This is a genomic window from Duganella callida (genome assembly GCF_004614165.1).
Lineage (GTDB): Bacteria > Pseudomonadota > Gammaproteobacteria > Burkholderiales > Burkholderiaceae_D > Rugamonas > Rugamonas callida.
In genome coordinates this window covers 1-4,799 of record NZ_SPVG01000015.1, presented here as the reverse complement: position 1 = coordinate 4,799, position 4,799 = coordinate 1, and the positions used below count along the sequence as shown (strand labels likewise).

At 63.9% G+C, this 4,799-nt stretch carries 6 protein-coding genes and 1 pseudogene; 4 read left to right on the top strand and 3 right to left on the bottom strand.

All coding sequences use genetic code 11. The features are described 5' to 3' along the window. The 3 genes from E4L98_RS01480 to kynU all read right to left on the bottom strand — a co-directional run. The coding region (locus E4L98_RS01480) for a hypothetical protein (RefSeq protein ID WP_135199795.1) at positions 1 to 559 on the bottom strand (559 nt) is incomplete at its 3' end. Positions 560 to 708: 149 nt separating this feature from the next. Next, positions 709 to 1,587 carry a tryptophan 2,3-dioxygenase gene (kynA, locus tag E4L98_RS01475; RefSeq protein WP_135199794.1) on the bottom strand — a complete coding sequence of 293 codons (879 nt, stop codon included), beginning with the start codon at positions 1,585 to 1,587 and terminating at the stop codon, positions 709 to 711. Between the two features lie 16 nt (positions 1,588 to 1,603). Further along, entirely contained in the window at positions 1,604 to 2,845 is a 1,242-nt protein-coding gene (gene kynU, locus E4L98_RS01470; protein WP_135199793.1) for a kynureninase, read from the bottom strand. A 219-nt stretch (positions 2,846 to 3,064) separates the two neighbouring features. On the opposite strand from kynU, the gene E4L98_RS01465 reads away from it, so the two are divergent. The 4 genes and pseudogenes from E4L98_RS01465 to E4L98_RS01450 form a co-directional block, all read left to right on the top strand. After that, a complete protein-coding gene (locus E4L98_RS01465) occupies positions 3,065 to 3,247 on the top strand; it encodes a hypothetical protein (RefSeq protein WP_167761248.1) in 183 nt (60 codons plus the stop codon). A 168-nt stretch (positions 3,248 to 3,415) separates the two neighbouring features. Beyond that, entirely contained in the window at positions 3,416 to 3,733 is a 318-nt protein-coding gene (gene flhD, locus E4L98_RS01460) for a flagellar transcriptional regulator FlhD (RefSeq protein ID WP_135199791.1), read from the top strand. Between the two features lie 17 nt (positions 3,734 to 3,750). After that, complete coding sequence (gene flhC, locus E4L98_RS01455) at positions 3,751 to 4,299, top strand: flagellar transcriptional regulator FlhC (RefSeq protein ID WP_135199790.1); 549 nt, start codon at positions 3,751 to 3,753, stop codon at positions 4,297 to 4,299. Between the two features lie 73 nt (positions 4,300 to 4,372). After that, positions 4,373 to 4,799: pseudogene (locus E4L98_RS01450) on the top strand (hypothetical protein); the annotation flags it as partial.

Sequence of the window (4,799 nt, the reverse complement as noted above, 5' to 3'; positions counted from 1 at the left end):
CGGCGCAGACGGCAGCCGGCGCGGACGCGCAAGCGGGCGATGGTGGCAGCTGCGCCTCTTGCGCGGATGCGAGCAGTGCGGGCGTGGTCGGGCGAAGCGGCACGGCGGACGTCGGCGCCGGCGATGCGCTGGGTGCGTGTTCGAGTTCGCGGCGCAGCAGAAACGCGCGCTTCCAGTGCTTTTCGCCTGGCATGCGCACCGACAAATCATTCCAGGCGTTGCGTACGCTGCCGGCCTGACTGGCAGCGAACTGATTGGGCGTTGTGGCATGGCCGTGATAGACCAGTTCGTCGCCCTTGACGATGGCGTATTGGTGGTCAGTGTCGTAGGTCATGCGCAGCCAGGTGCCTTCCGGCAGAAACAGCGATTTCCACTGGTAGCCGCGCGGCGGTGATTCGGGGGCGGAACCGGTGCGACCGGCGCGCACGGCTGCCAGCCAGTATTTGATGGCGGTATCGACTGCTTCGGCCGGATCGGTGGGGACCCCTGCCTTGCCGAGCTGCTCCATCAGGCAGAGCAGGGTGGTGGGGTGCAGATTTATGCTCACTGTCGACAGCATGCTGAAATCCCTCCTGAAATGTACTGGAATTTACTGATTCTTACTGAGTTGGACTGCCTCAGTAAAAAAGAGTTCATTTCAGTAGATTTCAGTACGGATTCCAGTAGGCTGGCGACACGGGGGCGAATTCGGCACCCCCATGGGTATACTCACAGCAAGGTGCGCAGGGCGAACAGTTCGGGGAACAGCACCACGTCCAGCATCTTGCGCAGGTAGCTGACGCCGGCGGTGCCGCCGGTGCCGGTCTTGAAGCCGATCACGCGTTCCACCGTGGTGACGTGGCGGAAGCGCCAGAAGCGGAAGGCGGTTTCCAGGTCCACCAGCTTTTCGGCCAGTTCGTACAGTGCCCAGTAGCGGGTCGGGTCGCGATAGACTTCCAGCCAGGCGTTCCGCACCGATTCGTCGGCCTCGGTCGGCCTGGTGACGTCGGCGTGCAGGCGCGCGTCCGAGATCGGCAGGCCGTTGCGCGCCAGCAGGCGGATCGCCTCGTCGTAGACCGAGGGTGTGTTCAAGGCTTCCTGCAGCAGCGGATATTCCGGCGTAGAGGCGTGCACGTTCAACAGCGCCGCATTCTTGTTCCCGAGGATGAATTCGATCTCGCGGTACTGGTAGGACTGGAAGCCGGACGAGGCGCCCAGGTAGGGACGGATCGCCGTGTATTCGGGCGGCGTCAAGGTGGCCAGCACGTCCCATGCGTGTACCAGCTGGTCCATGATGCGGGCCACGCGGGCCAGCATCTTGAAGGCCGGCGGCAGCTCGCCGCCTTGCAGGTGGGTGCGCACCGCGCGCATCTCGTGCAGCATCAGCTTCATCCACAGTTCGCTGGTCTGGTGCTGGATAATGAACAGCATTTCATTATGGTTGGGCGACAGCGGATGCTGGGCGTGGAGGATCTGGTTCAGGCCCAGATAATCGCCGTAGCTCATGTCCTTGCTGAAGTCCATCTGCGCGCCGTGCCATTCGGTGTCGGCGGTGGGCGCCGGCGCGTGCATCGGGCAGCCCGGGGCGGTTTGCTTGGTATCGCTCATACTGTTTATCTCGTTATCAGGTGACGGCGTCGCGCCTGGCGTCGACGTTGTAATCCTGGCGGTCCAGGATATCGCGCAGGATCTCCACCGCGTCCCAGACGTCGGCGTAGCTGGTGTACAGCGGCGTGAAGCCGAAGCGCATGATGGCCGGTTCGCGGTAATCGCCGATCACGCCGCGCGCGATCAGGGCCTGCATCACCGCGTAGCCGTGCGGGTGGGTGAAGCTGACCTGGCTGCCGCGGCGGGCGTGCTCGCGCGGCGTCACCAGCCCCAGCGGATGGGCAGCGCAGCGCTGCTCCACCAGTTCGATGAACAGGTCGGTCAGCGCCAGCGACTTGACGCGGATCGCCTCCATGCTGGTCTGGTGGAAGATATCGAGGCCGCATTCCACCAGGGCCAGCGAGACGATGGGCTGGGTGCCGCACAGCGCGCGGCCGATGCCTTCGGTGGGCGTAAACGAGGGCGCCATGGCGAACGGCGCCGCATGGCCCCACCAGCCGGACAGCGGTTGCCGGAAGTCCGGCTGGTGCATGCGCGGCACCCAGATGAAGGCCGGCGCGCCCGGGCCGCCGTTCAGGTATTTGTAGGTGCAGCCGACCGCCAGGTCGGCGCCGCCGGCGTGCAGGTCGACCGGCAGCGCGCCGGCCGAGTGCGCCAGATCCCAGACGATCAGCGCGCCGGCCGCGTGGGCCAGGGCGCTGGTGGCCTGCATATCATATTGATAACCGGTGCGGTAATTCACGTGGGTCAGCATCACCACGGCGGTGTCGGCGCCGATGGCGGCCGGCAGTTCGTCCGGGCTGTCGATCAGCCGGATGCTGTAGCCGCGGTCGAGCCAGCGAGTCAGCCCCTCGGCCATATAGATGTCGGTCGGGAAGTTGGCGCGCTCGGTGACGATCACCTGGCGGCCGGCCTTGCCGTGTTGCAGGTGCAGGGCGGCGGCCAGCGCCTTGAACAGGTTGACCGAGGTGGTGTCGGTGACCACCACCTCGCCGTCACGGCCGCCGATCAGCGGCGCCAGGCGGTCGCCCAGGCGCCTGGGCAGGTCGAACCAGCCGGCCGTGTTCCAGCTGCGGATCAGGTCATGGCCCCATTCCTGCGCGATCACCTGCTGGGCGCGCGCCAGCGACGCTTTCGGGCGGGCGCCCAGTGAGTTGCCATCCAGATAAATCACGCCGGCCGGCAGGTCGAACTGGTCGCGAAAGCCGGCCAGCGCGTCCTGCGCGTCGCGCTCCAGGCAGTGGTTGCGAGTTGTCATTTGATTAGCTGATTGAGGTCTAAAGCAGTGAGTTTAACCTGAAAAATCCGCTGTCGAGCCGGTTTTTCCGTCGCTGAACCGGCCGCCAGCCCGCATGAATGCTGGACTTCCCAACTTTTTGAAAAATTTTTCGGTTTTTTTCAAAAAATCCCTAAAGTTCTCCGCACCGCTGCCGTTACCGATTTTAGATGAGCAGGAGTGGGTGGAATTTTTCGGCTTTTGAACGCGGCGAAAAAACTTTTAAAAATTTTTCGCAAAAACCCTAAAGTTCTTCCGAAGCCTGCCGTTACCGGTTTAGATGTCGCAAAAAAGAGTCGTTTTATCGCCCTGATTGTCGCTTCGAAGCAGGACCTGTTTGAAGATTTTGAGCCCGCCCAGACCCGCATTTCCAGCGGGTTCTAGAGTGATCTGCGAGTGTTTGTAAGACAAACACCGACAGGTCGCGTTAGCTATTTCCCGACCAAAAATACGGAGTGTCACCTCTTCTCGCTCAAGTGTTGCTCGAGCAGAATGTATCTCAACGGAAACGCAAATGCGTTCTGACAGAGAGAAAACCGCAAGGAGAGGGAAATGACCGCTAACGATATGATGGCCGAAATTCGCGACGCCAACCTGAGCTACCTGATGTTGGCTCAGCAGATGATCCGCGCCGACAAAGTCACGGCGATCTTCCGCCTGGGCATCTCCGCCGACATCGCCGACCTGATCGAAGGCATGAGCAATGCGCAAATCCTCAAGCTGGCAGGCGGCAACATGATGCTGGCCCGCTTCCGCTTCGACGACAGCGCCATCCTGACCATGCTGACCAGCTACAACAAGGACCGCACCCTGGCGCAGTCGCACGCCGCCATCCTGATGGCCGGCCAGCCTGCCGAAGAAATCGTTTAAGCCCCGGGAGCGCACACATGGCCGCCAAGAAAAGCGTCGTATCGGAAGCCCAGGAAATCCAGCTGGCCATCGAACTGATCCAGCTGGGCGCCCGCCTGCAGCTGCTGGAGTCGGAAGTCGCGCTGTCGCGCGAACGCCTGCTCAAGCTGTACAAGGAGCTCAAGGGCGTGTCGCCGCCCAAGGGCATGCTGCCGTTCTCGACCGACTGGTTCCTGACCTGGCAGCCCAACATCCATGCCTCGCTGTTCATCAACATCCACGGCTTCCTGGTCACCCACGCGGGCGCCAGCGGCATCCAGGCGGTGATGAAGGCCTACAAGCTGTACCTCGAGCAAATGCCGCCGGAGCCGGGCGAGGAGCCGCTGCTGTCGCTGACCCGCGCCTGGACCCTGGTGCGCTTCTTCAGCAGCAGGATGCTGGACCTGGCGCCGTGCACCAAATGCCAGGGCAAGTTCGTGGTCAACACCATGGACCTGAACGGCAGCTACGTCTGCGGCCTGTGCCACATGCCTTCGCGCGCCGGCAAGACCAAGAAATCGCGCGACGCCGAGGCCATGGCGGCCTGATGTGGACCTGATGTGGGCCTGACATTGCCCTGACATTGGTCCGATATCGGCCGAAAACCGGCATAATGCCGGCGTGACCACCTTTTCTCTCCCCCGCCTGCTGCGCGCGCCCGCCGTGCGCGCCATGCTGATCCAATGCGGCGCGCTGCCGCTGACCCTGGCCATCGTCTATGTGTTGGCCAGTTTCCGTTTCCCCGTCAACTACCTGACCGTGGCCGCGCTGCAGGGCCTGCTCGCCGCCATGCTGACCTGGAAGCTGGCGCTGGCGCCCTGGTGGCGGCCGATCCAGCTGCTGTTCCCGCTGGCGGTGCTGACCGCGCTGGCGCTGCATCTGCCGTCCTGGCTGGCCGGCGCGCTGTTCTTGCTGCTGCTCGGGCTGTACTGGTCGACCTTCCGCACCCAGGTGCCGTACCGGGGGGGAGGGGGCGCGGGGGGGGGGGGGGGGCCAGGGCGCCCCCCCCGCCCCCACCACCCCCCCCCCGCCCCCCCCGCGCCGCCGA